Origin of the sequence: Alkalihalobacillus sp. BA299 (assembly GCF_017745675.1) — a bacterium.
GTDB lineage: Bacteria > Bacillota > Bacilli > Bacillales > Bacillaceae_F > Alkalihalobacterium.
The window spans coordinates 26,429-51,950 of the sequence record NZ_JAFLJM010000009.1; the positions used below are offsets into that span (position 1 = coordinate 26,429).

The following is a 25,522-nucleotide window of genomic DNA, read 5'->3' on the forward strand; positions in this document are numbered from 1 at the left end:
TGACACCGTTTTCAAAGGTTTGAAAAAAATTAAAGAATTAGTAAAAGAGAGGATTTTAGAACCATCATTATATTTAATAAAAGAGGTAAACATATGGCCAAAAAAAATAGACAATTTTTATTAGCTGAAAGACCTGTAGGGTTACCAGATGATTCAACGTATAACTTTATAGAAACTGATCTTCCTAAATTAAAGGAAAATGAAGTCCTTGTCCAAGGTGAGTACTTATCTGTAGATCCTTATATGCGTCGAAGAATGAGCGAAGGACAATCCTATATAGAACCATTTAAACTGAATGAACCGTTAAAAGGTGGAACGGTTGGTACAGTGATTGAATCAAAGCATCCAAGCTTCCAACAAGGTGATACGGTGACTGGTCTTCTTGATTGGGCAGATTATACGGCTGTTCCTGGCGAGCAGTTACGCAAAATTGACCGAGACCAAGCTTCGATTACGACAGCTCTTCATGTGAATGGGATGCCAGGATTAACCGCCTACTTTGGGTTGCTAGATATCGGCCAACCGAAAGAAGGAGAAACCGTAGTTGTTTCAGGAGCAGCTGGTGCTGTTGGAATGGTAGTTGGTCAAATCGCTAAGATAAAAGGATGCCGTGTTGTCGGTATTGCAGGCTCTGAAGAAAAAAATGCTTATCTAATAAACGAGCTAGGTTTTGATGCAGCTATCAATTATAAAACGACAAATAACATTGGCCAAGAATTAAAGGAAGCTTGCCCGAATGGAATTGATATTTACTTTGATAATGTCGGTGGAGAAATATCAGATGCTGTATTTTCACTTTTGAATTTCCATGCTCGTGTCGCTCTTTGTGGTCAAATTGCTCATTACAATGATACGAAAGTCGAAATGGGACCAAGATTTTTAACAACTTTTTTGAAACGAAGTTTGCTATTAAAAGGGTTTATTGTTACCAATTATTCAGATCGACACGAAGAAGGCACTCAACAATTAGCCAAATGGTTAAGTGAAGGAAAAATTAAGTACAAAGAAAACATCGTCGAAGGATTAGAAAACGCCCCTGATGCATTCCTTGGATTATTCCGAGGCGATAATCTTGGGAAGCAACTAGTAAAAATCAGGTAATAACTGTTTGTGATCATACAAACTAAAATCTCTAAAACTCTTATAAGCACGTAACTAGAGAAGTGCTGACGGTAAGAATCCAGATAAGGAGGAAGACGATGAAAATAGCTGTCATCTCAGGTACATTAGTAGGCAGTAAGCCTGCTGTATTGGCAAATCAGGCAGTGGTAAATTTGCAGCAAAAAAATATTGAGGTTGTTTACATTAATTTCAAGGATTATGAGCTTGAGTTTTGTGATGGTCGGCCAATAAATCAATATAACCAAGATACCCAGGAGTTAATTCGTTTACTTAATGATGTTCAAGGTTTCATTATTACGACTTCTATTCTTCATGGACAAATTCCTGGAGTGCTCAAGAACTTTTTTGAAGTGCTGCCTATATCTATTTTTGAAAATAAGGTAATGAGTTTTATGGCAAGTGCTGGTAATGAGAGGCATTATTTAGCAATAGAACATTCATTCAGACCGCTTTCCTCCTATCTCAATGCTATCTCAATACCAGAATATGTGTATTCTGTAAGTTCTGATTTTAATAAATCCAATGAAATTATCAATAAGGATATTGTAAGTGAAATAGAATCACTGGTTGATAAAGTCATTCATATAGCAAGACTTTATGAACGGTTAATTATTTGATAAATTAAAATATTTAGAGATTTATTATGCTTATTACTATATTAAGATGATAGAATTATATTATATGAATGGGAGTGTTTTTTAATGGCTATTTTAGGTAAAGATATGACATTTGGATTATTTTTCTTGAACTCTGTAGCTCCGTGGAAAACCGATGCAGAAGAATTACGTGATGGTTTAGAGCAAATCAAGGTTGCGGATCAACTGGGATTTCACTCCGCTTGGATAGCCGAGCATAATGCGCGTGCATATGGTGTTGTTAGCTCAACATCTGTATACTTAGCGGCTGCTGCAGCCCAGACTTCAAATATTATGTTAGGTTCTGCGGTATCAAGATTACCTTTACACCATCCTTTACAAGTAGCGGAAGATATGGCGTTAGTAGATATTATCAGTGATGGTAGACTATATCTCGGAGTTGGTAAAGGTTATGATGCCTTGGAGTTTGAGGCATATAATATTGATTTCGATGAGAGGCATGAAAAATATTTAGAATCATTAGATATCCTGACAACAGCATTAAGAAATAATAGAGTTACTTATTCTGGAAAGTTCTATGATATTAAAGATATTCCAGTCTATCCTCGTCCAGTTCATCCTGAAGGACCGCCTATTTTTGTGATGGTATCTGGTAATGATGCTTCGATGGTAAATGCAGCTAAACAGGGACATTCATTCGTACTAGGTGGAATAACAAATGAAGATACGAACCATAAGATTGAATTATACAAAAAGACAGCGCTAGAATCAGGTTTAACACAAGAATATGTTGATAATGCTGTAGCAAGATCAGGGAAACTTTTATTCTGTCATGTTGCAGAAACGACTGAGCAAGCTCAATATGAATATAGAAAAGGTTTGGAATGGTACATGAGTGAACGTGATAACCGTCCGACATTTGGAGTCGTTGATAGAGAGCACCATATAGATTACGAGCGTTTCTTGAATTCAGAAAATACGTTAGTAGGATCACCAGAAAAGGTCATCGAAGATATTGAACGATATAAAAAAGATACTGGACTGAATAATGTTATCCTCTGGATGAATATTGGTGGGCAGCCGCAGCAACAAGTACTAAATTCAATGACCTTATTCTCAGAAAAAGTTATGCCTCACTTTTTAAATAGTAAGAATTTAGTTAGATAAAGATGTACATGGACAAATAAATTTCATGATATATAACAACGTGAAAAATTGGTTAAGTTAATTTTGAATAACAAGCCCCTTTATGATTTTTTAAATCTAAAGGGTCTTGTCATTCAAAAAAAAAGGTTAATTATTGGAAGGAGGGTGACCTATGAAACTATTTGTGACTGGTTTTTCTCCATTAGATAAATATGTTGAGGAAGAGATCTCAAGAATAAGAAAGGATTTTCAGGAGCTTATAGTACAAAAATTAGAGGTTGATGATATCTTGAAAAATCCTACATACATTCAGAATGATGATGTACTAATTTGTGGTGCGACCATCTATGAAGACTTTAAAAAATTGAATGTTAGAGGTCATTTGATTCCATTACGAGTTCAGACAAATGACTTTTTAAGTGCCTTAAATCAAGCTGCAAGAGTAGGAAAGGAAATAAATCTTATAAATTATAAAGAAAAGTATTTGAAGAATGATTTATCCGATCTAGAAAGTGCTTTCAACATAAAGATTAATCAGTATTATTATTCAGATATGAAAACAATGGATGCACTCTTAAATCAACTTGTGGAAAATGGACAGAATACTGTAATTGGTTCTGGATTAATCGTCTCTAGAGCCATAAAAAAAGGTATGAATGGGATTATTTGGTATGGAAGAGAGACGGTCAAGCTTGCCGTTGATATTGCATTTAATGTCCTAAAAGGACGTTTTGAAGAACAAAGTAATATGAAAAGGCAAGAATATATACTTGATAATTTCGCAGCAGGTGTAATTAGTTTAAATGTAATAGGAAGAATTATACAAATAAATCATAAAGCGATTGAACTTTTAGAACTTCAAGAATATAGAGATTTAATGGGGATTACTGTGAACCAAATAGATGCATTAGATTGGCTTTCAGATTATGTAAAAGATATTGTTCCATTGAAAGGAAAATTATTTGAGTACAAAAATAAAACGCTATATTTAGATTCTTTTCCTATTTATGTAAAGGGTAATTACGATGGTACTGTTATTATCATATCTGATACAAATGAATTACAACAACAGGAGAAAAAAATCCGGAGAAAAATGTACGATCAGTCCAATCAAGCAATCTATGAATTTAAAGATATTGTTGGAAAGAGTGAAAAAATACAACAAGCAATACTTAAGGCTAAAAAATTTGCAAAAACGGATGCAAATGTTTTGATTATTGGAGAATCTGGTACAGGAAAAGAGCTATTTGCTCAAAGTATTCATAATCAGAGTTCACGATCTAAGGAACCATTTCTTGCAATAAATTGTGCAGCAGTTCCAGAAAATTTAATAGAATCTGAGCTCTTTGGATATAGTGATGGAGCCTTTACAGGAGCAATAAAAGGAGGAAAACCTGGATTATTTGAACTCGCCCATAAAGGAACTGTTTTTTTGGATGAATTAGGGGAAATTCCATTAAGCATGCAACCAAAGCTGTTAAGAGTTCTTCAGGAGAAAGAGGTAAGAAGAGTAGGAAGCGCAACGTCAATTCCTATTGATGTGAGAATTATTTCAGCAACCAATGTTAACTTGCTAGAACAAGTCGATCAAGGAAAGTTTCGTTTAGATTTATATTATCGTATCAGTGTTCTGAATTTATTCCTACCTTCTTTAAATGACCGTAAAGAGGACCTGGAGGAATTAGTTTTATTCTATACAAAGCGTAATTATCCTAATTTTTTGGATATTGTACAAAGCTCGATTAAAGAAATGAGATCTTTATTAGAAAGATATTTATGGAATGGTAATATTCGGGAATTTGAAAATACCTTGGAGAGACTATTTGCATATCTGGTATCTCCAGAATCTATAACTAAACAAGATGTTTTAAGCAACTTGGCAGAGGCTTTGAAAGATAACGACATTTTAAACTTTAATTTGAATAAAGAAAATGAAACCTACCAAGATGTTATTAAGGAAGTTGAAATTCAAAAAATAAAGGAAACTTTGCAAAAAACGAATGGCAACAAAAAAGAAGCAGCCAAAATATTGGGAATGAGTAGAAGTACATTATGGAGAAAAATTAATGAATATGAAAAATTAATAAGTGAAACATAATTTAATTTTCGGATAAACGGTTATTACTTAATGGTCAATCTAGAACGATAAGAGAATACTTTAATCGTTTATAAAAATCTGTGAGAAATTTAGGGTGAAAGGCATAATGGAATTCAGAAAATTCAAAATAAATATTTGGAGGTAACTAATGCTCAGTTCAGTTTTTAAGCCTTACTCTTTAAAGAAGTTGTTTGAGCCGTACACCATTAGAAATTTGACTCTAAAAAACCGAATTGTTATGTCACCAATGTGCATGTACTCTTGTTACAACAAGGATGGAAGAGTTACAGATTGGCACTTAACGCACTATACAACACGTGCTGTGGGTCAAGTTGGTCTTATCCTAACTGAAGCAACAGCAGTAAGTACAGAAGGACGAATTAAAAACGAGGACCTTGGAATTTGGGACGATGCACATATCTCAGGGCTTTCACAACTTACTGATTGGGTCCATGCAAACGATGCAAAAATAGGTATTCAGCTTGCACATGCAGGTAGGAAGTCGAAGCTAGAAGAACCTATCATAGCACCTTCGGCCATTCCATTTTCTGAAAACAGTAGAGTTCCAGGAGAGATGTCACTAGAAAAAATTGAAGACACCATAAATGCCTTTCGACAAGGTGCTAGAAGGGCACGAATGGCTGGATTTGATGTGATCGAAATTCATGCTGCTCACGGGTATTTAATACATGAATTCTTATCACCATTGTCAAATAAAAGAACAGATCATTTTGGAGGAACAAAAGAAAATCGATATCGATTCTTGAAAAAAATTATTGAAGGAATAAGAGAAGAATGGAATGGACCATTATTTGTAAGAGTATCTGCAAATGACTATGATGAAAACGGAAATAACTGTAATGATTTCGTTGAATACGCAAAATGGATGAAGGATCAAGGCGTTGATTTAATTGATTGTAGTTCTGGGGAAGTCGTCCCTTCATCTTACCATGTATACCCAGGGTACCAAATTCAGTATGCTGAACAAATCCGTAAAGAGGCGAAGATTCCCACAGGGGCTGTAGGAGTGATAACAGAAGGGGTTCAAGCTGCTGAAATCGTACATGGAGAACGAGCAGACTTGGTATTTATTGGGAGAGAGCTCTTAAGAGATCCATATTGGCCACTTAGCGCGGCAAAACAACTTAAAGTTGATATTGAAGGACCTAGACAATATAGACGTGGTTGGAATCCATAAGAATTGGGACGGTTATATCACCGTTAAGAAGTGGTATTTACGATCCTCAGTTACTATTAAGCTACTAGAGAAAGCCTATAAATTAGGTGAAGGAGAAAACGATTAAGAAGAAAGTTTTTTTGTCAGAGCTCTATACGCGGATACGCTTGGAATCCATACTACCATATTTCTGGCTCTGAGGTTTATGCATATATAACAAACACAGTCTATTTCAAGCACTGGGAAATTACGAATCAAGAGTTTACCTTTATAAAACCATGAAAGTATACAACGACAATATATTAAGGAGTTAAGAGGTGTAAACATGAAAAATTTATCAGTTATTGGATCAGGTGTGATGGGACGTGGGATTGCCTATGTTGCTGCTTTAAGTGATTTTCAAGTTAATGTCCATGATATTAAACAAAAAGCACTTGATAATGCTAAATCGTACATTGAAAACGAGTTTAAAAAAAGTGCTGCTCGCGGCTTTATTCAAGCTGCCGATGTCGATAAAGCAATTAATAATTTAACCTATCATGTTGATTTAAAAGAAAGTGTAAAAGATGCTGATATTGTCATTGAAGCGGTATTAGAAAAAATAGAATTAAAAATTGATATTTTTAAAAAGCTTGACGAATATTGTCCAGCGCATACGATTTTAGCTACAAATACGTCAACTATGAGTCCAACAGAAATTGGCGCCCAAACATCAAGGGCAGATCAAGTGATTGCTATGCATTTTTTCAACCCTGTCCATAAGATGAAGTTGATTGAAATCATTAAAGGGCTTGATACATCTGCAGAAACCGTTGAAATTACAAAAGCAGTAGGAGCTAGATTAGGAAAAGAAACAGTAGAAGTCAATGAGTTTCCAGGGTTTGTAACAAGTCGTATGAATTGTTTAATCGGAAATGAAGCGATGAATATGTTATTGGAAGGTGTTGCATCGGCTGAAGATATCGATAAAGCGTTAAAGCTTGGTTTAAACCATCCAATGGGTCCACTCGAGCTTGCAGATTTAGTTGGTTTAGATAGCCGACTACGCAACATGGAGTACTTATATGAAACATTAGGAGAAAAATATCGTCCATGTCCGTTACTCATTAAGTATGTAAAAGCAGGGAAACTTGGTCGTAAGTCAGGATCTGGTTTTTATAATTATGAAGAAAACAAAGGATGAAGCCGAATGTATGAAAATTTAAAACTGGAAATCAGTAAGGGTTTAGGGTGGATAAAAATCAACCGTCCAGAAGTTAGAAATGCATTAAATGCCGTGACTCTATCAGAAATGGAAAAAGCGATTGATGAGTTTGAAAGTCATGACGAAGTGAAAGTGATCGTCATTACAGGAGAAGGTGAAAAGTCATTTGCCGCTGGTGCTGATATTAAGCAATTAAGAGACCGACAGATGCTTGAAGCACTCGTTCCTGGTATGCAAGCAACTTATAAAAAAATTGAAAATTGCAGTAAAGCTACCATTGCTGCCATTAACGGTTTTGCTTTAGGTGGAGGTTGTGAGCTGGCCCTTTCTTGTGATATTCGGATCGCAGCAAACCATGCAAAACTGGGGCTTCCTGAACTAAAACTAGGTATTATTCCAGGCGGTGGTGGAACGCAAAGACTTTCCAGAATCGTTGGTAAAGGAAAAGCTATGGAAATGGTTTTAACTGGAAAAATGGTTGACAGTAAAGAAGCGGAGAGAATTGGACTCGTATCCCAATCTGTAGATGGAAGTGAGTTAAAAGCAGTGGTCAAAGAAGTCGCAGGTTCCATCATGTCAAAGGGACCAGTGGCGATTAAGCTTGCAAAAATGGTTGTAAATCGTGGGTATGATGTCGATATCGATACAGCATTAATGATGGAAAAAATGGCGCAGGCGCTTGCTTTTGGTACAGAAGATAAACAAGAAGGAACACAAGCATTTTTAGATAAAAGGAAAGCTATTTTTCAAAACAAATAATAATTGTCTTAAGTTTAACATGGAACAAAACCGTGAGTACCCATTAGTGAAGGGAGAAGAGAGTAGAATGAGAAATCCAGTTATAATTAATTCGGTTCGAACAGCAATTGGACGAATGGGTGGAACTCTGCAAAATGAGCTAGTAGACTTTTTGGGAGCACAAGTCATTCGTGAGATCGTTGAACGGACAGGTGTAGCCAAAGAAACGGTAGATGAAGTCATTTTAGGGCAAGCGAAACAAAGTGCAGATTCCTCAAATTTAGCACGATTAGCCTTACTTCGTGCAGAACTCCCTATAGAAGTACCAGGATATACTGTGCATCGTCAATGTGGGTCAGGTCTGCAAGCGATCAATAATGCTGATCTGCAAATTCGCCAAGGACTTGCTGATGTTATAATTGCTGGTGGAGCGGAAAGTATGAGTACAGCCCCTTACTATATTCGTAATGCTCGATACGGTTTTGGGGCTGGAAACGGACTCATTCTCGATCCGAATACAGAAAGTCAGCCGAGGTCTCAACCGTATGAGGTGTACGGGGATTTAACGATGGGCTATACAGCTGAAAATTTAGCAGAAAAGTACGAGATTAGTAGGGAAGAACAAGACGAGTTTGCCTTAAGAAGTCAATCGCTTGCCAGCCAAGCGATTGAAGCTGGACGTTTCGAAAAAGAGATCGTTCCATATGAAGTCAAAAAGCGAAAAGAAACGGTCCTCTTTAAACATGATGAACATCCACGGCAAACAACTTTAAAAAAGTTAGCGACGTTAAATCCAGTATTTAAAAAAGGTGGAACAGTCACAGCTGGAAGTTCAAGCGGCCGTAATGATGCAGCATCTGTTGTGTTAATGATGGATGAAGCGGTAGCAAAAGCCCAAGGTCTGACTCCGAAAGCGAAAATTATCGGTCAAGCATGTGCTGGAGTATCACCGGAAATTATGGGGATTGGTCCTGTGTATTCGACGAAAAAAGCATTAAAGATGGCGGGATTAAAGATGGACGATATTGGCTTAGTTGAATTAAATGAGGCATTTGCAGCCCAAGCGCTAGCCGTCGTCAAAGAACTTAATATTAACCTAGGCACGCTAAATGTGAACGGTGGGGCAATAGCGCTTGGACACCCAATTGGAGCAACAGGTGCAATCTTGATGACAAAGCTATTACATGAGATGGAGCGTCGTGGTGAGAAGTATGGACTCGTAACCCTTTGTATCGGCGGCGGTCAAGGAATTTCTACGATTATTGAAAACTTGCAAGTCTAGTATTTAGGAAAATAGGTACTAATAAAAAAGGAAGATTTGCTCATTAAAGCTATTGCAAATTTTGTTTATCTATCACCCTAAAGAAGAAAATTATGTAACAGTTAGAGAGAACGGTAAAAACAACTTCTTATCCTGGGTATAAAAGTAAAGTATTCTGTAAATTTTACAGTTCAAAAGTTATTAACTATAACGAATAAATGAGGTTTATGATATTGAAAAAGTGAAGGCCTAACTAATCTAGGTAACTTTTAAGGGAGGAAATCAAATGAATATTTTCGTTATTATGAAACGCACTTTTGACACTGAAGAAAAAATTACGACCAATGATGGTCAAATTGATGACAGCGGGGCTGAATTCATCATCAATCCTTATGACGAGTACGCGATTGAAGAAGCTATCGTATTACGTGATGAGCATGGCGGGGAAGTTACAGTTGTAACTGTAGGAACAGAAGATGCTGAAAAAGAACTACGAACAGCTTTAGCGATGGGTGCAGATAAAGCCGTTCTTATCGATAGTGAAGAGATTGAAGCAACAGATCAATTCACAACAGCTACATTACTTGCAACATATTTAAAAGGTCAAGAGATTGATATTATTTTAGGCGGTAACGTTGCAGTTGATGGTGGTTCAGGTCAAGTTGGACCTCGCGTTGCTGAAATGTTAGGTATGCCTCAAGTAACAACAATTACTAAGCTTACTGTAAATGGAAATAAAGCGACAATCGTTCGTGATGTTGAAGGTGACGAAGAAACGGTTGAAGTAACTTTACCAGTGCTTGTAACAGCACAACAAGGTTTAAATGAGCCGCGCTATCCTTCTCTTCCAGGGATTATGAAAGCGAAGAAAAAGCCATTAGAAAAACTTGACTTAGATGACTTAGATTTAGAAGAAGATGTAGAAGCAAAAACAAAAACGGTAGAAATTTTCCTACCGCCGCAAAAACAAGCAGGTAAAGTTCTCGAAGGCGAAATTGATGCACAAGTACAAGAGCTTGTTTCATTACTAAAGACTGAAGCGAAAGTCATATAATTGGGGGGATCAACATGGCAAAAAAAGTATTAGTTTTAGGAGAAATTCGTGACGGTGAATTACGTAACGTTTCATTTGAAGCAGTTGCAGCAGCAAAACTAATCGCTGATGATGGCGAAGTTGTTGCTGCCTTGTTTGGTGAAACAGTAGGTGAGCAAGCGAATGCAATGATTCACTACGGTGCAGACCGTGTTGTGAAAGTGGAGCATGCTGATTTAAAAGCGTTTACGACAGACGCTTATCAGCAAGCGATCTTACAAGTCATGGATGTTGAACAACCAGAAGGCGTAGTGATGGGACATACAGCAGTAGGTAAAGACGTATCTCCTCGAATTGCTACAAAATTAAATGCTGGTCTAGTATCAGACGTAGTAAACATTGAAGTAGAGGGTGGAGAAGCTGTATTTACTCGTCCAATCTATTCTGGTAAAGCGTTTGAGAAGAAACAAGTGGAAGAAGGAACCGTATTAGTAACCATTCGTCCAAATAACATCGCTCCATTAGAGAGAGACGAGTCTCGTTCCGGAGATGTTGGAAGTGTTACTGTTGAAATTAAAGACCTTCGTACAGTTATTAAAGAAGTTGTCCGTAAAGCAACAGGTGGTGTTGATCTTTCCGAAGCGAAAATCATCGTTGCTGGTGGCCGTGGTGTGAAGAGTGCTGACGGTTTCAAACCACTTGAAGAGCTTGCTGAAGTGTTAGGTGCTGCAGTTGGTGCATCTCGTGGTGCGTGTGACGCTGAATATTGCGATTACTCATTACAAATTGGCCAAACAGGTAAAGTGGTAACACCAGATCTTTACTTTGCATTTGGTATCTCAGGGGCTATCCAGCATTTAGCAGGTATGTCTAACTCCAAAGTAATCGTTGCCGTGAACAAAGATCCTGAAGCACCGATTTTTGAAGTAGCTGACTATGGTATTGTTGGGGATCTGTTTGAAGTAGTACCAATACTCTTAGCAGAATTTAAAAGTATCGTTGCAAGTTAAGTGAAATATTCTTGGGTGTGAATATGTGTACCAAAAAGAAAATTTTTTTACTATTCATCAAAACGGTAACATCGGCACCTGTTTAGCAATCATATCAAGTTTAATTTAATTGAAAATTATAATAGTGGAGCTGAGTAAGAGGACGATAGGTTTTATTTTAGTTATAAATACTTTTATAAAAAAGGAATGAATGAAATGAGTTTTACTTCAAGAGAGTTTAGAAATTTGTGTGGGGAATTTATGACAGGTGTCACAGTTGTAACGACGAGAGATGAAAAAGGGAAGCCAACTGGTTTGACAGCAAACTCCTTTGCGTCTGTTTCACTAGACCCTCCGATGGTATTAGTTTGTGTAGATAAGGGTTTAAATTCACATCAAGCTATATTAGATAATAAAAATTTTGCCATTCATATATTAAATGAATCTCAACAAGATGTTTCAAATCGTTTTGCTAGAAGTGGAAATGACAAGTTTGCTGGTATTAACTATACAAATGGTGAAAATAATGTTCCAGTATTAGAAGAATATAACGCTTTGTTTGAATGTAGATTAGCTCATAGTTATGAAGGTGGAGATCACACTATTTTTGTTGGAATAGTAGATAAAATTACAAATAAACCAAATGACAAGAAACCATTAGGTTATTTCAGAGGTAAATATATAACTTCATCATAATTGGAGGGAGTAGGATGTCTCAAGTCAATGAAAACAATAGAATAAATGATCCTGATTTGACATTTGTAAATTATTGTATTGAGAAATATAAAATTAATAGAGGTGTCTATAATACTATTGACACTTGGTTCTTTAATAACGGAGAAAGAAACATATTAAGGCGTCGAAAAATGATTATTTTATTTTTATCTTCTTTATATCTCCCACAAAAAAGGTTTATGAGTTTTGGTAAAGGTGGACTAACAGAAAAGCTAAATTATTTTTGGTATAAACAAGACGAGAGTGTTTTATAAGAAAAAATCTTTTGGAATTCTATTGAAGATTTGCAAAATGAGGGAACAAATAGAGTGAAATATAAGAGTCAAAAAGAGATTGAAAAATAAAGAACTTTACAAAATTCTTTAAGTGGAGGGGTGTCACGGGTCACCATACATACGTAAAGTAGCGTTCTATCAACGGATAGAGCGCTTTTTTTATGCGTTGATTTATACACTGATTTATTCGACGGGGTTGCGTACTACGCAAAACAACTTGTTAATGTTGAATCATCGTATCCCCCCACTCAAATTTGATACTTTAATTATACATTAAAAAAGGTATAGCACTCTCAAATAATTGAGATACTATATCTTTTTTAATATTACAGGGACTATTTTAGCGGCCTCCCAACTTATGGGGCCTTTGTGGTTGGAATGAAGAAAACCCAAAGAGTCCCAATTTATTAAATTTTCTAAAAAAATATACAATATTATAATTCGAAATTTATTGACAATTCTGAATTGAGTGGTTATTATAAGACTAACCCATTTCACATTACGTTCTTTCGTTGCGCAATGCGGAACGGGTGGCGCGGAAATGAAACGATTTTGTATGAAGATACAAATTGTATTGGGGAATGTTAGTGGTTAGGAGGGTAACGATAACATTTGCTTTGGTAGGGTTTACATAATAAAAGGAGATGTTCCAAAGTGCATGATAAATCAATTGTTCAGTCTGTAGAGAAGGCCGCAGCTATTTTGCGGTTGTTTTCAAAGAAAGATCCCAAACTGACTCTTAGTGAAATTTCAAAGCGGACATCGTTTAATAAAACGACGGCTTTGCGTTTGTGTAATACGTTGGAAAAAGTGGGGTTTATTGAAAAGGTCTATTCATCCTCAACACCGTATTACAGACTCGGAATTGAGTTGTTTAAAATTGGAAGTGCTATTTTACATTCTTTGGATATTACGTCGAGAGCGAAGCCGCATTTAAAGAGGATAACAGAATTGACTGGAGATAACTCCTACTTGTTCATTGAAAAAAATAATCTGGCCCATTGTATCGATACCGTAAAAGGGGATTACCTAGTCAGGGACACAACGACCGAGCTTGGTGATACGTATAATCTAAACCAAGGCGGAGGGCCCTTGGCGATGCTGGCTTTCCTTGACAATAAAAAGAAATTTGAAGTATTTAATGCATTGAATTTGAGTAATGAAGAAGTAAGAAAGCTTGATGATCGTTTAGACCAAATTAGGGCTAAGGGGTACTCGATTAGCAGGGGGGAGATTTATCGGTCTGCAGCAGCGATGGGAGCACCGATTCTTGACTTTCAAGGAAATGTCATTGGCGCTTTAAGTGTAGGGGGGATTATTGATCGTTTTTCAGATGAAAGAATGCCGCATATCGTTGAAGTGTTAACAAACGCTACCGAGGAACTATCGAGGGAATTTGGCTGGGAAGGGAAAGTGGTTCAGTAGAATCTCCGCTTCCTATCATATGTCAGAAAAGAGGTTTTCGATTAGCGTGACTCCCATAATCGTAAAACGCGAAAAACTAGTTTCATTTTCTTTATTTGTAAATGGACTCATTATGGTAATGAATACATCGATGTTCACCGTAGCGATTCCGACAATTGCCCAAGGGTATCAAATTTCACCATCAATGGCTGCATGGATGGTAACAAGTTATTCCGTGTTCTTTGCGATAGGGACTTTATTGTATGGTAGAATGACTGTTTTCTTTTCTGTCCCAAATCTTATAAGTACCGGTCTTGGACTGTTAGGGGTAGGTTCGGTTTTAGGGATGGTTACAGATAGTTACCTCCTTCTTGTGTTAGTGAGAGTGATCCAAGCATTGGGGATGTCTGCGATATCAGCACTTGGGATTGTTATCGTTTCCTGGCACTTTCCTAAGGAGTCAAGGATTAGGGCGTTAGCGACGATTGCCTCAGCTTCGGTATTAGGCTTTGGGTTAGGTCCGTTAGTTGGGGGACTAGTGAGTGATTATTTAGGGTGGCGTTATCTCTTCACGATTAGTTTAATCGGGGTGTTAACACTCCCAGTATACCGCCGCTTTATTCCGAATACGAAGCCGGTGAACGGTCAATTTGACGGAGTTGGTTTTGTCTTGTTTTCAACAGCTGTCATTTCATTGCTGTTGACTGTCTCGTCAGGAATCCTATGGTTTCTGCTAGGCCTGATTTGTTTTCCGTTATTTTTTATTCATATTCAATCGAAGGAGCAGCCATTTTTATCTCTTTCGCTGTTGATAGATAACATTTATCAAAAAGCATTGTATTTAGCCTTTTCGATCTTCTTTATTCATTTTTCAATTTTATTTATTACACCGTTGTTATTAGTGAACGTCCATGAGAGAAACATGTCATTTATTGGTTGGATTCTTTTCTTTGGCGCACTAGCTTCTAGTTTTTTGATGAAATGGATTGGAAGAGTTGTAGATGTGATTGGGGTACTGTTCATTATTGGACTTAGTACGGTATGCATGGCGACGGCAACATTTCTTTATTCAGGATTAAGTAGTCATAACGCATTTTTTATTACATTATTTTTCTTTATTTCTAGTACAGGCTTCTCATGTATCACCTTGGGCATGTCTACGTTCATCACACGGTATATGCCAGCTGAGAGGTTGACCGCTGGCTATGGGACAATGCAATTAATTCAATTTTTTGGTGGAGCATTTGGTGTCGCCGTAGCAGGAAATATGCTAGATAGTGAGATTGCTAGTCAAAAGACATGGAACCCATTATGGCTTGGGAGTGGGCAAGCCTATAGCAATGCTTATTTTATCTTATTTATTGTCGCTTTGCTTGCTTTTGCAGTCTATATTCGATTTTATGCAAATGCGAAAAGAGTGTCCTATATACAGAGTAAAAGCAATAGTCAGATGAAAAGTGAATCACAATAAATCAAAAAAATATACTGGAGGGTTTTATTCAATGAGTGAAGTTAAAAGTATGAATCAAGATTACCAAACTACGATTACGGAAGAAACTCCGACACTTAAAGCGATCTGTCAGGTGCTAGAAGAAGCTGGAGTGGAATATTTATTTGGTTTACCTGGTGGAAACATGAGCAAAATGTATCCGTACTTGTATGGAAATGAAAATATAAAGCCGATTTTAGTTAGACATGAGCAAGTTGCAAGTATTATGTCAGAGGTGTATGGACGATTAACAGGGAAACCTGGTGTCTATGCTTCACAAGGTGCATGGGCGATTGCTAATGGTACGATGGGAGCAATTGAGGCGCTGCAAGGTAGCAGTCCCATGATGATTCTAACAGATATGTCGGACAATGCTCCTTATTCCCAACATGCGCCGTATCAAATTGGTACAGGTGAATATGGTGGCTATGATGTAAAAAAGGCGATGGAAGCTGTAACGAAGTACACGACAGCCGTTTACTCTCCAGAACAAGCGGTTCAAGGTACGCAAATTGCTCTAAAGCATTCGTTATCTGGCAACCCTGGACCAGTTTCCGTTGTGTTTCATAGTAATTCAATTAATGGAGTTGTTGATTCAACAAGCTCACCAAAAATTTATCATACTCAGCACTATTTTAAATTTAGTGAAAAAACCGAAGATCCTGAAAAAATACAGAAAGTGGCTGATGAACTAGTCAAAGCTGCGAAACCATACATTATTGCTGGAAGCGGTGTACATAGGGCAAAAGCTTACGGAGAACTTAAAGCGCTTTCAGAACAAATTGGGGCACCAATAGGCACGACGGCTGGAGGAAAGACCTCAATTGAAGAAACACATCCGAATGCTGTTGGTGTGATGGGGAACTGGGGACAAGATGTGGCCAATAAGTTTTTACAAGAAGCAGATGTTGTCTTAGTCGTTGGTTCTAGATTAACTCCAACAGATACAGTGTTTGAATCACTTGACTTAATTGATCCTGCAAGACAAACGCTGATTCAAATTGATATTGAGGAGAAAAATGCGAGCTGGACATACCCAGTTGATCAGACGTTAATTGGAGATGCCAAGGCGATTTTAACGCAAATCCTGGATAATCTAAATAATAACGGTAAAAACGTGGATGCGAAAGAAGTGGAAAGACGAATCACTGAGATCACATATCAAAAGGACTTATTAAGCTTTATGGAAGTTGAGGAAGGCAAGTCGGACGTTCGACCGATTTTAACGCAAAGAGTCGTGAAGGAAATTGAAAAGGCAATTGATGAAAAAACAATCATTACGCTTGATTCAGGTGAAAACCGCGTGTTCATGACAAATCTATTAATATCAAAAGCGCCGGGCAGTATCATTGCTCCGACTGCATCAGGGGCGATGGGATATTCGATGCCGGCGGCACTTGCAACAAAACTCGTTCATCCTGATCATGAAGTGTTAGCCGTCTGTGGTGATGGATCGTTCCCAATGACGATGAATGCCTTGCTAACTGCTGTTCAGTATGACCTTAAGATCGTTGTTCTTGTTATGAACAATTCAAGTTTAGGTTGGGTGAAGAATAACCAAGGAGATAAGGTGATTGCTTCTACGTATGATGATTGCGATTTTAGTGCAATGGCGAAATCATTCGGATGTGAAGGTATTCGAGTCACCGATCCAGATAAGATTGGCGAAGCATTGGAAACTGCTTTCCGTTCTGAAAAATGTACTGTAATCGATGTCATTACAACCGATACTGAAAGCTATAAAAAAGCTCAATCATCGCTAATGCAAAATAGATAATTGGTAAACATGAGGATGCTGGCCCATTCAAATGGGCGCTAATCCCCCTAACTGATGATTCTGTGAAAAGGAAAAGGGGAGCATTCTGATTGGTTCATCTAACCGTCAATGGGAGAAAGAAAAACCACTGATGCAAGATTCACTTATAGGAGGGTGTTTATGGTACAAGCAAAGATAGAATCGGAACAAAAGTTATTTATCAATGGGGAGTGGAGAAAAGCAAAAGAGTATACTCCCCTATACTCTCCTTATTCTGGGGAGGAAATTTCGAAGGTCCCAATGGCATCGTTACAAGAAACAGAGGATGCCATTGAAGCTGCGGTACAGGCACAGGCTGCAATGCGAATGTTAACAGCCTATGAGCGTAGTGAGATCCTATATAATCTTGTAAATCTATTAAAACAAAACTATGACAGAGCAGCTGTGCTTATTGCCCTAGAAGCTGCGAAGCCGATTGGGACAGCAAAAGCTGAGGTTGATAGGACAATTCAAACATACAAATTTGCGGCACAGGAAGCGAGCCAATTATTTGGAGAAACGATACCGCTTGATGCTGCGCCTGGTGGACAAAACCGGCTAGGGTATACAAAACCTGAGCCGCTAGGTGTCATTGGGGCGATTACACCGTTTAATTTTCCTATGAATCTCGTCGCTCATAAAGTGGGGCCAGCGATTGCAACAGGGAACACGATCGTATTAAAACCAGCTTCGCAAACACCGTTATCGTCTTTTTTCTTAGCTGAATTATTACACGAAGCAGGACTGCCAGCGGGTGCATTAAACGTCATTACGGGCAGCGGGCGTGTTGTTGGTGATCATATTGTCACTCATGAGAAGGTGAAGATGATCACGTTTACAGGAAGTCCTGAAGTTGGCAAGCAAATTCGCGAGCGCGCTGGTTTGAAGCGAGCCACACTTGAACTTGGTTCGAACTCGGCAGCGATTGTAGATGAGGATACAGAGATCGATCGAGTGATTGGTCGTTGTGTGCAAGGAGCATTTAGTTTTCAAGGACAAGTTTGTATTTCTTTACAGCGGGTCTATGTTCACGAGAATATATATGATGCGTTTGTAGAAAAGTTTATTCAAGAAACGAAAAAGCTTACGATTGGCGATCCTCTAGATGAGAAAACAGACGTTTCTGCGCTGATTTCAAAAGGTGATGTAGATCGTGCCTTAGCCTGGATCAATGAGGCGAAGGATCGAGGAGCGACAGTGGTTACAGGAGGAAAGGCAGAAGGGAATATTCTTTTACCAACTGTAATTGTAAACGCTTCATCTCAATTGAAGGTTTCTTGCCAGGAAGTATTTGCTCCGATTGTAGTGATCAATCCAGTGTCTTCGGTGGAACAGGCTGTTGAAGAGGTCAATAATTCACGATTCGGGCTGCAAGCAGGGATTTATACAAGAGATATTCAAAAAGCCATGTGGGTTTCTGACCGCTTAGAAGTAGGCGGGGTCATGATAAATGATATCCCAACATTTCGCGTAGACAATATGCCATATGGTGGTGTAAAAGAAAGTGGTACAGGCCGTGAAGGCATTAAATATGCAGTGAAAGAAATGACAGAGACAAAGCTTGTAGTAGTTAATAACAACTACTAAGAGCAATTCACCACATTTCTAGGGGGCTCGAACATGATACAGTGGCGTGAGCGTTATGTATATCTATTCATGATCGTCTTTTGTTTGGTTATATTCTTTATCATCCCTAGTCAAGTTCAGGAAGGTGGGCCGCGAATTGCCCCCTATATTGCACTGGGAATTATCGCTTTAACATCAGTTGTATGTTTTGTTAGGTGTTTGCGGGGAGAAGAGAAAATCATTACTTTCCCTAAGAAGGTTCTATCGATACTTGGTCTGATCGTCCTTCTTTACGGTATTTACATTTTTGCGATAGATATCTTTGGCTATTTTGTATTAAGTGTTTTGTTTATTGCAGTAGTGTTGTGGATTTTAAAGGTAACAAAGGTCAAAATTCTATTAATTTCAACCCTTGTTCCATTATTTGTTTACTTATTACTAGGCGAATTATTAAATCTTAAGTTTCCAAATGGTTTGCTCATGTAACGTTACTAGGGAGGTGAAATAGTGGGTGCTGATATTCTATCTGGACTGGAAATGATGTTCCAGCCTCAGCATGTCATATTAGTTTTTTTGGGAGTAATGCTAGGTACGATGCTGGGGGCGATACCAGGACTATCTTCAACGATGGGAATTGCCTTATTGCTTCCTATTACATTTACGTTAAGCCCAGTTGCTGCGATCGCCATGCTGACCGCTATGTATAAAGGTGGATTATTTGGTGGAAGTATTTCTTCTATTTTATTTAATGCACCAGGTACATCTGCAGCTGCTGCCACGGGAATAGATGGTTATCAATTAACTAAACAAGGGAAGTCAGGGAAAGCGATACGGATGGCGCTGATTGGTTCGTCTGTCGGTGATTTAATCGGTTGTATAACCTTAATCTTACTTGCTGGTTTAATTGCCAAGGCTGCCTTGATGTTTGGACCACCGGAATATGTCGCTATTATTTTATTTGCCTTTACTATGGTCTTAGGGGTTGCAGAAAGAGCCTTAATGAAAGGGTTTCTAGCACTAGGGATTGGGATCTTAATTTCAACAGTTGGATATGATCCAGTGACTGGTGTTCCCCGTTTCGAATTTGGTTCGATGGAAATGTCATCTGGTTTTTCTTTGATCGCCGTATTGATAGGACTTTTGGCTGTGCCGGAAGTATTTAGGCAAATTGAAGATGTCATTCGCGAAAAAATCAAGGATCACAAAGAAAAGAAAGCAGAGCAAAAAGTGGATGTACAACTAGGAGATTCAAAACTGACTTGGAAAGAAGTGAAGGGAACAAGGAAGGTGTTGTTTACTTCTGCCGGTATCGGAACATTTATTGGCGCCCTTCCCGGACTTGGACCGACCATTGCTGCATTTATGGGATACCGCTCTGGTAAGAAAATATCCAAAGATCCAAATTACGGAAAAGGCTCTCTTCATGGAGTTGCTGCCCCAGAAGCCGCTAACAGTGCTGTAGCTAGTGCGAATTTAATTCCGCTACTTGCACTTGGTATTCCGGGCGATGTTGAAGCTGCTTTAATCTTAGGGGCATTAACAATTCAAGGGATCACACCTGGTCCGCAAATATTTGTGAATAATGGTGCGATCGTCTATGGGATTTATGCTGGGATGATCATGGCAATTATCATGAACTTTGTTTTTAATTGGTACTTTGTAAAAGGGGTTGTCAAAGTAAAGAACATTTCAATTAGTGTAATGATCCCAATCATATTGGTGTTATGTATTGCTGGGACCTTTGGCTACAACCAAAACATTTTCGATATTAAGGTTATGTTTGTGTTTGGTTTGATTGGATATATCTTAAATAAGTTCGGTATTCCAACAACTGCACTTCTGATCGGTTTTATTTTAACTCCGATATTTGAACGTTCTTTACGTCAAACGTTAGCACTTTCAGATAACGGGCTTTTGATGTTTTTGGAAAGACCGATTGCTTTAGTTTTTATCGCGATTACATTAGTTACAATTGTTAGTTATTTTATTAAATCAAGAGCTGAAAAGAGGAAGGATGAAAAATCTATAACTCTATAGTGTAACTGTATGAATGAATTCCATTTAGGGTGGTGATATACAGATACAATACAAAGGAGCAAAGCTATCAATCTCTAAAAAAAATTAGGAGGGTTATTGAAATGCAAAAGATTATCAAGTTCTTGGCGGTAGCAATGTTAGTTTTATTCTTAGCAGCGTGTGGTTCTAAGGAGACTCAATCGGGAGATGAAAATGGAAATAATGAAGCTAGTAATGGAGGAGCATCTGAAGAGGAAGCAACTGATTCTGGAACTAGTTATCCAGAAGGACCAGTGACGTTCTATGTCCAATATTCAGCGGGTGGAGCCACTGATTTAGCATATAGACAATTTTTCTCTGTAGCTGAAAAATATTTAGGCGAAACAGTCGTAGTAGAAAATGTTACTGGTGGCGGCGGTACTGTTGGTTTAGCAGAACTAGCTAAACAAGAACCAGATGGATATACACTAGGAAATACGTCTTTGCAGCCGTTAACGATTACACCGCATAATCAAACCGTATCATATACAGCAGATGACTTTTCATACATTGGCGGTTGGGGTAAATATCTTTACGGTATCGCGGTGAAAGCTGATGCACCTTATGCTGATTACTCTGAATTTTTAGAAGCATCACTTGAAAATCCGGGCATGGCATATAGTGATTCTGGTCCTGGCGGTATTACAACTCTAGGTATGATGATGCTAGATCAAGCAGAAGACAATGTACCATCTTGGAAGAGTATTGGTTTTGATGGCGGGGGAGAAGCAATGTCTGCGTTACTTGGCGGGCACACTGCTTTTGGAATTAACAACCCTGGAGCCTATAAGAGTGGTTTAGAAAATGGTGATCTGCGATTACTTCTTTCTTTAAGTGACACAAGATGGGATTTGGCACCAGATACACCGACAGCAAGGGAAGTTGGATATGACTTTGACATTACATCATGGTTAGCCTTTGGCGGTCCAAAAGGGTTACCTGATGAAGTTATCGAAGTGTGGAGCGATGTAATCCAAAAGACAATTGAAGACCCAGAATTTATTGAAGCAGCAGAAAATATGGATTTACCACTTGGTTGGATGCCTGGTGATGAATATGAAACAACAGTTAACGAAATGTATGGCGTCTATGGTGAGCTCATTGAGCAATTGAATCAATAAAAACTAAAGTATATAGTGTTGTGGGCAGGTATTTTATCGATCGATAAAATACCTGTTCATCCATTTAAGATTTTTAAAAGGTGGCGAAATAATTGAAAGCAGTATTAGTAGATGATCAATCAAAAGAGTTGTATCTGGGAGATTTTGAAGATCCTAAGTGTGGAGAAAATGAACTGTTGGTTTCCGTTAACGCAACTGCACTGAACCGTGCTGATTTACTTCAGAAAAAAGGACTATATCCACCTCCAAAAGGTGAATCTCCTATTCTAGGACTGGAAATGGCTGGTGTTGTTGAAAAGGTAGGAGCAAAAGTAAGTGATTGGAAAATTGGTGACCGTGTGTTTGCACTTCTTCCAGGCGGAGGATATGCAGAAAAGGCACGGATTCCTGCGAGCATGGCCATGAGAATGCCAGAAAATTTTTCATTTGAAGAGGCTGCAGCAATTCCTGAAGCCTACTTAACGGCTTACTTAAAGCTGATCCAACTTGGAGAATTGCGTGAAGGCGAGACAGTACTCATCCATGCCGGAGCGAGCGGGGTCGGAACAGCAGCGATTCAATTAGCAAAAGAGATGGGAGCAACATCGATCGTTACCGCTGGAAGCGCAGAAAAGTTGGAAGCATGTAAATCCCTTGGTGCTGACTATACGATCAATTATAAGGAAGAAACATTTTCTGAGCGAGTGCTCGACATTACAGACGGCAAAGGTGTTCAAGTCATCTTAGACTTTATTGGGGCATCGTATTGGGATGATAATGTTAAGTCGATTGCAGTAGATGGCAGATGGATCATTATTGCTGCTTTAGGTGGTTATCAAAAGGAAATTAATCTACGAGATATTTTAATGAAAAGAATTCGGATTAAAGGTTCGACACTCCGTTCCAGGACAATTGAGGAAAAAGTAAAACTCACTCAAGACTTTTATAACTTCTCATCTGCTCGCTTCGAGGATGGCAGGCTAGTACCTGTGATTGACACTGTCTTTGGCTGGGCGGAAGCGGAAGCTGCGCATAAGTATCTAGAGGACAATAAAAATATCGGAAAAGTTATTTTGAAAATCGGTTAACTACAAAAGAAGGGATGTTGATCGTTTTAATGTCAATGAAGGGAATTGTCTTACGTAAAAATGATAATCAAGTAGCTGTCGAAACACTGCCCATCCCTCAAGTGGGGGATGAGCAGGTATTGGTCAAAGTGATCTTCACTGGAATTTGCGGTACAGATATTAAACTACTAAAAGGCCAATACCATTTAAGGGAAAATATCGAGAAAGTGGTTGTCGGACATGAGTTTGTCGGAACCGTAGTCGAACTTGGAGCCTCCGTCGAAAATGTAAAAAAAGGTGACCGTGTCACCGCTCAGCCAACGATGCGTTCATGTGGGACATGTCAATATTGCCTAACAGGTCAATTTAATTTGTGCAAGGACCGAATTCGAATTGGATTTGATTCAGATGGTAGTTTTGCGGAATATATTGTCCTTCATAAGGATCAAATCTATCACCTCCCTTATCAGATCAGTGACGATGCAGGAGCAATGATTGAGCCTTTAACGGTAGCAGTGAGAGCTGTGTATAAAGCAAAAATCAAACCAACGGATACAGTATTAATTACGGGTCCTGGAACAATTGGATTACTCACTCTGTTGGTTGCTAAACAACACGGATGCAGAACATTAGTCTGCGGGACAAAAATGGATCAAAAGAAATTGAAAATCGCATCAGCTATTGGAGCGGATAAAGTGTTCATTAATGATCAATGGAAAGAAGAAATCGGGACTGAAAAGATTTCAATTGTGTTTGAGTGTGCTGGACATGAAAGTGCCGTTAATATGGGGCTCGAACTGATTGAACCAAAAGGACAATACATTCAAGTGGGAACCAAATCATCGAAAATCGAAGTCGATTTTATGGCCGTAGCTTATAAAGAATTAAGAATTACGGGCAGTATTGCCGCGGTTCGCGAAGATTGGATCCATGCGATTGAATTAATGGTTCAATGTGAGGACAAAGCACAGCTACTGATTGATAAAATCTATCCATTAGACAAATGGGAAACGGGTTTGGAATCGCTTCTCAATAATGGAGGACCGAAAATTCTTCTACAACCTTAAGTGAGGAGGTGGAGTTATGGAGTTACATCTAAAAGGAAAAAACGTACTTATTACTGGAGGCTCGAAAGGAATCGGCAAAGCAATCGCTTCGTCTTTTATCGAAGAGGGGGCCAATGTAGCGATTATGGCCCGCTCAAATGAAGGGTTAGAACAAGCCAAAAAAGAGCTGAAAGATGTGTATACAATTCAAGTCGATGCAATGGATCAATCGGAGAGAGTCAGAGCTTTTGTCGACTATGTAGAGAAATTCGGAACGATTGATATTTTAGTAAATAACGTCGGTGGAAGTAATGGGACAACCGTTTATGAAACACCGCTCGAACAATTTGAAGAAGCTATCAATCTAAATTATTATACCGCCGTTCATTTTAGCAAACTGGCTCTGCCAATTATGAAAGAACAACAGTCAGGATGCATTATTAATATCTCCTCGATTACAGGCAGGGAGTCAGGCGGCAAGCCAACCTATAATAATGCAAAAGCAGCAATGATTAGTTTTACGAAAGCATTAGCAGACGAGGTTATTAAAGAAGGAATTCGTGTGAATTCCGTTGCACCTGGTGCACTCTTGCATCCCACTGGCAACTGGCAGAAACGACTAGAGCAAAATCCTGACAAAATTAAAGCATATGTTCAGCAAATGATCCCAGCAGGCAGGTTTGGCACTGTTGAAGAAGTAGCAAATGTTGTTCTTTTTTTAGCCTCGGAAAAAGCCTCTTGGGTATCCGGTGCTACGATCAATGTCGACGGCGGCCAATCAAGAATGAATATGTAACGACGAGAACTTACGCGTTCATTGAAGAACCAACATTTAATATAATAGGATGTGAAAGGAATGGAACTATCAGATCGAATTACGGTGATTACAGGTGGAGCCCGAGGAATTGGTGCTGAAATAGCTGCTGAGCTAGCAGCCCAGGGTGCAACACTAGTATTAACAGATATCATTGAGGATGAACTACAAAAAACGGTTGAAGATTTCAAGGGAAAAAATGTAAAAGTTGAAGGAGTCACGCTTGACGTAGGTAATGAGCAACAAGTGATCGACGCCTTCAAATATATCGGTGAAAAATACGGCACAATTCATATCCTGATCAACAATGCTGGAATTTCTCCAAAAGTCAATGGAAAGCGCCGCAGCACTCACGAAATCCCGCTAGATGAGTGGGAAAGTGTCCTAAATGTCAATTTGACGGGTACATTTTTGTGCACGAGGGAAAGCCTGCCTTATATGCAACGCGGCGGGTGGGGCCGCATTGTTAACATTTCCTCACTAGCGGGACGAACAAGCGGCAGAATTGCCGGCTCTCATTATTCAGCCTCTAAAAGCGGAATGGGCGGTTTTACCCGGACGGTTGCCTCGGAATATGGCTCATACGGAATTACCGCAAATTGTATCGCCCCGGGCAGAATTGAGTCCCCAATGACCAAGACGGCCACAGAAGAGGCGAACCAAAAATTTATTAGTGAAATCCCGGTTGGTCGCTCTGGGACCCCAAAAGAGGTGGCATCCCTAGTATCCTACCTCTGTTCCGAAAAAGCTGGTTATATCACCGGAACTACTGTAGATATAAACGGCGGTATTTTTATGGTGTAGGTAGAGGG

At 38.7% G+C, this 25,522-nt stretch carries 23 protein-coding genes; all 23 read left to right on the forward strand.

Translation table 11 applies throughout. The features are described from left to right. Nucleotides 1-93: 93 nt before the first annotated feature. Nucleotides 94-1,101, forward strand: coding sequence for an NADP-dependent oxidoreductase (locus tag J0N78_RS13100; protein WP_209123559.1), 1,008 nt, complete (start codon nt 94-96; stop codon nt 1,099-1,101). Between the two features lie 98 nt (nt 1,102-1,199). Then, entirely contained in the window at nt 1,200-1,739 is a 540-nt protein-coding gene (locus J0N78_RS13105; RefSeq protein ID WP_209123560.1) for an NADPH-dependent FMN reductase, read from the forward strand. Nucleotides 1,740-1,823: 84 nt separating this feature from the next. Continuing rightward, nucleotides 1,824-2,885, forward strand: coding sequence for an LLM class flavin-dependent oxidoreductase (locus tag J0N78_RS13110; protein ID WP_209123561.1), 1,062 nt, complete (start codon nt 1,824-1,826; stop codon nt 2,883-2,885). Nucleotides 2,886-3,036: 151 nt separating this feature from the next. Beyond that, nucleotides 3,037-4,962 (forward strand): sigma 54-interacting transcriptional regulator, encoded by a 1,926-nt coding sequence (locus tag J0N78_RS13115; protein ID WP_209123562.1) that lies wholly within the window; start codon nt 3,037-3,039, stop codon nt 4,960-4,962. Between the two features lie 148 nt (nt 4,963-5,110). Further along, the gene (gene namA / locus J0N78_RS13120; protein WP_209123563.1) at nt 5,111-6,160 is read left to right on the forward strand and encodes an NADPH dehydrogenase NamA; all 1,050 of its coding nucleotides are present in this window, start codon (nt 5,111-5,113) and stop codon (nt 6,158-6,160) included. Nucleotides 6,161-6,464: 304 nt separating this feature from the next. After that, nucleotides 6,465-7,322 (forward strand): 3-hydroxyacyl-CoA dehydrogenase, encoded by an 858-nt coding sequence (locus J0N78_RS13125; protein WP_209123564.1) that lies wholly within the window; start codon nt 6,465-6,467, stop codon nt 7,320-7,322. A 6-nt stretch (nt 7,323-7,328) separates the two neighbouring features. After that, nucleotides 7,329-8,102: an enoyl-CoA hydratase/isomerase family protein gene (locus tag J0N78_RS13130; protein WP_209123565.1), complete on the forward strand. Its 774-nt coding sequence runs from the start codon at nt 7,329-7,331 to the stop codon at nt 8,100-8,102. Between the two features lie 67 nt (nt 8,103-8,169). Then, complete coding sequence (locus J0N78_RS13135) at nt 8,170-9,363, forward strand: thiolase family protein (protein WP_209123566.1); 1,194 nt, start codon at nt 8,170-8,172, stop codon at nt 9,361-9,363. Nucleotides 9,364-9,628: 265 nt separating this feature from the next. Beyond that, nucleotides 9,629-10,396 carry an electron transfer flavoprotein subunit beta/FixA family protein gene (locus J0N78_RS13140; protein WP_209123567.1) on the forward strand — a complete coding sequence of 256 codons (768 nt, stop codon included), beginning with the start codon at nt 9,629-9,631 and terminating at the stop codon, nt 10,394-10,396. A gap of 14 nt (nt 10,397-10,410) precedes the next feature. After that, nucleotides 10,411-11,385, forward strand: a complete 975-nt coding sequence (locus J0N78_RS13145) for an electron transfer flavoprotein subunit alpha/FixB family protein (RefSeq protein WP_209123568.1) — start codon at nt 10,411-10,413, stop codon at nt 11,383-11,385. A 195-nt stretch (nt 11,386-11,580) separates the two neighbouring features. Then, nucleotides 11,581-12,060, forward strand: a complete 480-nt coding sequence (locus tag J0N78_RS13150) for a flavin reductase family protein (protein WP_209123569.1) — start codon at nt 11,581-11,583, stop codon at nt 12,058-12,060. 14 nt (nt 12,061-12,074) lie between these two features. Beyond that, nucleotides 12,075-12,353 carry a hypothetical protein gene (locus J0N78_RS13155; protein ID WP_209123570.1) on the forward strand — a complete coding sequence of 93 codons (279 nt, stop codon included), beginning with the start codon at nt 12,075-12,077 and terminating at the stop codon, nt 12,351-12,353. 675 nt (nt 12,354-13,028) lie between these two features. Beyond that, nucleotides 13,029-13,799 carry an IclR family transcriptional regulator gene (locus tag J0N78_RS26350; protein WP_209123571.1) on the forward strand — a complete coding sequence of 257 codons (771 nt, stop codon included), beginning with the start codon at nt 13,029-13,031 and terminating at the stop codon, nt 13,797-13,799. Nucleotides 13,800-13,818: 19 nt separating this feature from the next. After that, the gene (locus tag J0N78_RS13165) at nt 13,819-15,249 is read left to right on the forward strand and encodes an MFS transporter (RefSeq protein WP_280637225.1); all 1,431 of its coding nucleotides are present in this window, start codon (nt 13,819-13,821) and stop codon (nt 15,247-15,249) included. 31 nt (nt 15,250-15,280) lie between these two features. After that, nucleotides 15,281-17,044, forward strand: coding sequence for a thiamine pyrophosphate-binding protein (locus tag J0N78_RS13170; RefSeq protein ID WP_209123573.1), 1,764 nt, complete (start codon nt 15,281-15,283; stop codon nt 17,042-17,044). A gap of 159 nt (nt 17,045-17,203) precedes the next feature. Next, nucleotides 17,204-18,649: an aldehyde dehydrogenase family protein gene (locus J0N78_RS13175; RefSeq protein ID WP_209123574.1), complete on the forward strand. Its 1,446-nt coding sequence runs from the start codon at nt 17,204-17,206 to the stop codon at nt 18,647-18,649. Between the two features lie 33 nt (nt 18,650-18,682). Then, the gene (locus tag J0N78_RS13180; RefSeq protein ID WP_209123575.1) at nt 18,683-19,114 is read left to right on the forward strand and encodes a tripartite tricarboxylate transporter TctB family protein; all 432 of its coding nucleotides are present in this window, start codon (nt 18,683-18,685) and stop codon (nt 19,112-19,114) included. A gap of 21 nt (nt 19,115-19,135) precedes the next feature. Then, nucleotides 19,136-20,665: a tripartite tricarboxylate transporter permease gene (locus J0N78_RS13185; RefSeq protein ID WP_209123576.1), complete on the forward strand. Its 1,530-nt coding sequence runs from the start codon at nt 19,136-19,138 to the stop codon at nt 20,663-20,665. Between the two features lie 101 nt (nt 20,666-20,766). After that, nucleotides 20,767-21,804, forward strand: coding sequence for a tripartite tricarboxylate transporter substrate-binding protein (locus tag J0N78_RS13190; protein WP_209123577.1), 1,038 nt, complete (start codon nt 20,767-20,769; stop codon nt 21,802-21,804). 92 nt (nt 21,805-21,896) lie between these two features. After that, nucleotides 21,897-22,871, forward strand: a complete 975-nt coding sequence (locus J0N78_RS13195; protein ID WP_209123578.1) for an NAD(P)H-quinone oxidoreductase — start codon at nt 21,897-21,899, stop codon at nt 22,869-22,871. A gap of 29 nt (nt 22,872-22,900) precedes the next feature. Beyond that, the gene (locus J0N78_RS13200; RefSeq protein WP_209123579.1) at nt 22,901-23,917 is read left to right on the forward strand and encodes a zinc-dependent alcohol dehydrogenase; all 1,017 of its coding nucleotides are present in this window, start codon (nt 22,901-22,903) and stop codon (nt 23,915-23,917) included. Nucleotides 23,918-23,933: 16 nt separating this feature from the next. Beyond that, the gene (locus J0N78_RS13205; RefSeq protein ID WP_209123580.1) at nt 23,934-24,692 is read left to right on the forward strand and encodes an SDR family NAD(P)-dependent oxidoreductase; all 759 of its coding nucleotides are present in this window, start codon (nt 23,934-23,936) and stop codon (nt 24,690-24,692) included. 60 nt (nt 24,693-24,752) lie between these two features. Further along, nucleotides 24,753-25,514 carry an SDR family NAD(P)-dependent oxidoreductase gene (locus tag J0N78_RS13210; RefSeq protein ID WP_209123581.1) on the forward strand — a complete coding sequence of 254 codons (762 nt, stop codon included), beginning with the start codon at nt 24,753-24,755 and terminating at the stop codon, nt 25,512-25,514. Nucleotides 25,515-25,522 lie beyond the last annotated feature (8 nt).

What these genes read in the sequence shown, in the direction of transcription:
- J0N78_RS13100 (WP_209123559.1), top strand. Translation starts at nt 94, where the DNA reads ATGGCCAAAAAAAATAGACAATTTTTATTAGCTGAAAGACCTGTAGGG.
- J0N78_RS13105 (WP_209123560.1), top strand. Translation starts at nt 1,200, where the DNA reads ATGAAAATAGCTGTCATCTCAGGTACATTAGTAGGCAGTAAGCCTGCT.
- J0N78_RS13110 (WP_209123561.1), top strand. Translation starts at nt 1,824, where the DNA reads ATGGCTATTTTAGGTAAAGATATGACATTTGGATTATTTTTCTTGAAC.
- J0N78_RS13115 (WP_209123562.1), top strand. Translation starts at nt 3,037, where the DNA reads ATGAAACTATTTGTGACTGGTTTTTCTCCATTAGATAAATATGTTGAG.
- namA (WP_209123563.1), top strand. Translation starts at nt 5,111, where the DNA reads ATGCTCAGTTCAGTTTTTAAGCCTTACTCTTTAAAGAAGTTGTTTGAG.
- J0N78_RS13125 (WP_209123564.1), top strand. Translation starts at nt 6,465, where the DNA reads ATGAAAAATTTATCAGTTATTGGATCAGGTGTGATGGGACGTGGGATT.
- J0N78_RS13130 (WP_209123565.1), top strand. Translation starts at nt 7,329, where the DNA reads ATGTATGAAAATTTAAAACTGGAAATCAGTAAGGGTTTAGGGTGGATA.
- J0N78_RS13135 (WP_209123566.1), top strand. Translation starts at nt 8,170, where the DNA reads ATGAGAAATCCAGTTATAATTAATTCGGTTCGAACAGCAATTGGACGA.
- J0N78_RS13140 (WP_209123567.1), top strand. Translation starts at nt 9,629, where the DNA reads ATGAATATTTTCGTTATTATGAAACGCACTTTTGACACTGAAGAAAAA.
- J0N78_RS13145 (WP_209123568.1), top strand. Translation starts at nt 10,411, where the DNA reads ATGGCAAAAAAAGTATTAGTTTTAGGAGAAATTCGTGACGGTGAATTA.
- J0N78_RS13150 (WP_209123569.1), top strand. Translation starts at nt 11,581, where the DNA reads ATGAGTTTTACTTCAAGAGAGTTTAGAAATTTGTGTGGGGAATTTATG.
- J0N78_RS13155 (WP_209123570.1), top strand. Translation starts at nt 12,075, where the DNA reads ATGTCTCAAGTCAATGAAAACAATAGAATAAATGATCCTGATTTGACA.
- J0N78_RS13165 (WP_280637225.1), top strand. Translation starts at nt 13,819, where the DNA reads ATGTCAGAAAAGAGGTTTTCGATTAGCGTGACTCCCATAATCGTAAAA.
- J0N78_RS13170 (WP_209123573.1), top strand. Translation starts at nt 15,281, where the DNA reads ATGAGTGAAGTTAAAAGTATGAATCAAGATTACCAAACTACGATTACG.
- J0N78_RS13175 (WP_209123574.1), top strand. Translation starts at nt 17,204, where the DNA reads ATGGTACAAGCAAAGATAGAATCGGAACAAAAGTTATTTATCAATGGG.
- J0N78_RS13180 (WP_209123575.1), top strand. Translation starts at nt 18,683, where the DNA reads ATGATACAGTGGCGTGAGCGTTATGTATATCTATTCATGATCGTCTTT.
- J0N78_RS13190 (WP_209123577.1), top strand. Translation starts at nt 20,767, where the DNA reads ATGCAAAAGATTATCAAGTTCTTGGCGGTAGCAATGTTAGTTTTATTC.
- J0N78_RS13200 (WP_209123579.1), top strand. Translation starts at nt 22,901, where the DNA reads ATGTCAATGAAGGGAATTGTCTTACGTAAAAATGATAATCAAGTAGCT.
- J0N78_RS13205 (WP_209123580.1), top strand. Translation starts at nt 23,934, where the DNA reads ATGGAGTTACATCTAAAAGGAAAAAACGTACTTATTACTGGAGGCTCG.
- J0N78_RS13210 (WP_209123581.1), top strand. Translation starts at nt 24,753, where the DNA reads ATGGAACTATCAGATCGAATTACGGTGATTACAGGTGGAGCCCGAGGA.